Source organism: Lactobacillus sp. C449L (assembly GCF_059900815.1).
In genome coordinates this window covers 1-454 of the sequence record NZ_JBWXGA010000230.1, presented here as the reverse complement: position 1 = coordinate 454, position 454 = coordinate 1, and the positions used below count along the sequence as shown (strand labels likewise).

Genomic DNA, 454 nt, shown 5'->3' with positions numbered 1-454 from the left:
ATCAAGATCCTCATTATATTTCATATCTTTCCAACGGCTTTTCATGTTCTTTCTCCTCGTATCTTAGAATTCCTTATATTCACTTAAGATTCGATCAACGTGCATCGCATCAACTAACTTTTCCTTTCGCACAACGGCATCAAGTAAGCAGGCTGTACATACATTGTTGATCTCGCGGGGAATTCCTCGAGTATGTCCATAAATCGAATCAATGGCTTCCGCTGTAAAAATGGGATGCTTAGCACCTGCTGTTTCAAGTTGATGTTCAATATATTTTCGTGTTTCCTCCCGATCCAATCCTCCCAGATGATATCGGACATTCATTCGCTGTGTAATCGGTTTAAATAGACGCATCTGAAGCGTTGAACGCAATTCAGGCTGTCCAACCATCACCAATGCCAACGGAGATACACTATCGATTTGAAAGTTGGTCAAAAAGCGAATTTCTTGAAGC

General features: G+C 41.0%; 1 protein-coding gene. It reads right to left on the bottom strand.

Going from position 1 to position 454, the window contains the following annotated elements; translation table 11 throughout:
- Positions 1–63 precede the first annotated feature (63 nt).
- A partial coding sequence (locus tag AC2JF9_RS09175) for an ExeA family protein (RefSeq protein WP_500727152.1) occupies positions 64–454 on the bottom strand: 391 nt, incomplete at its 5' end.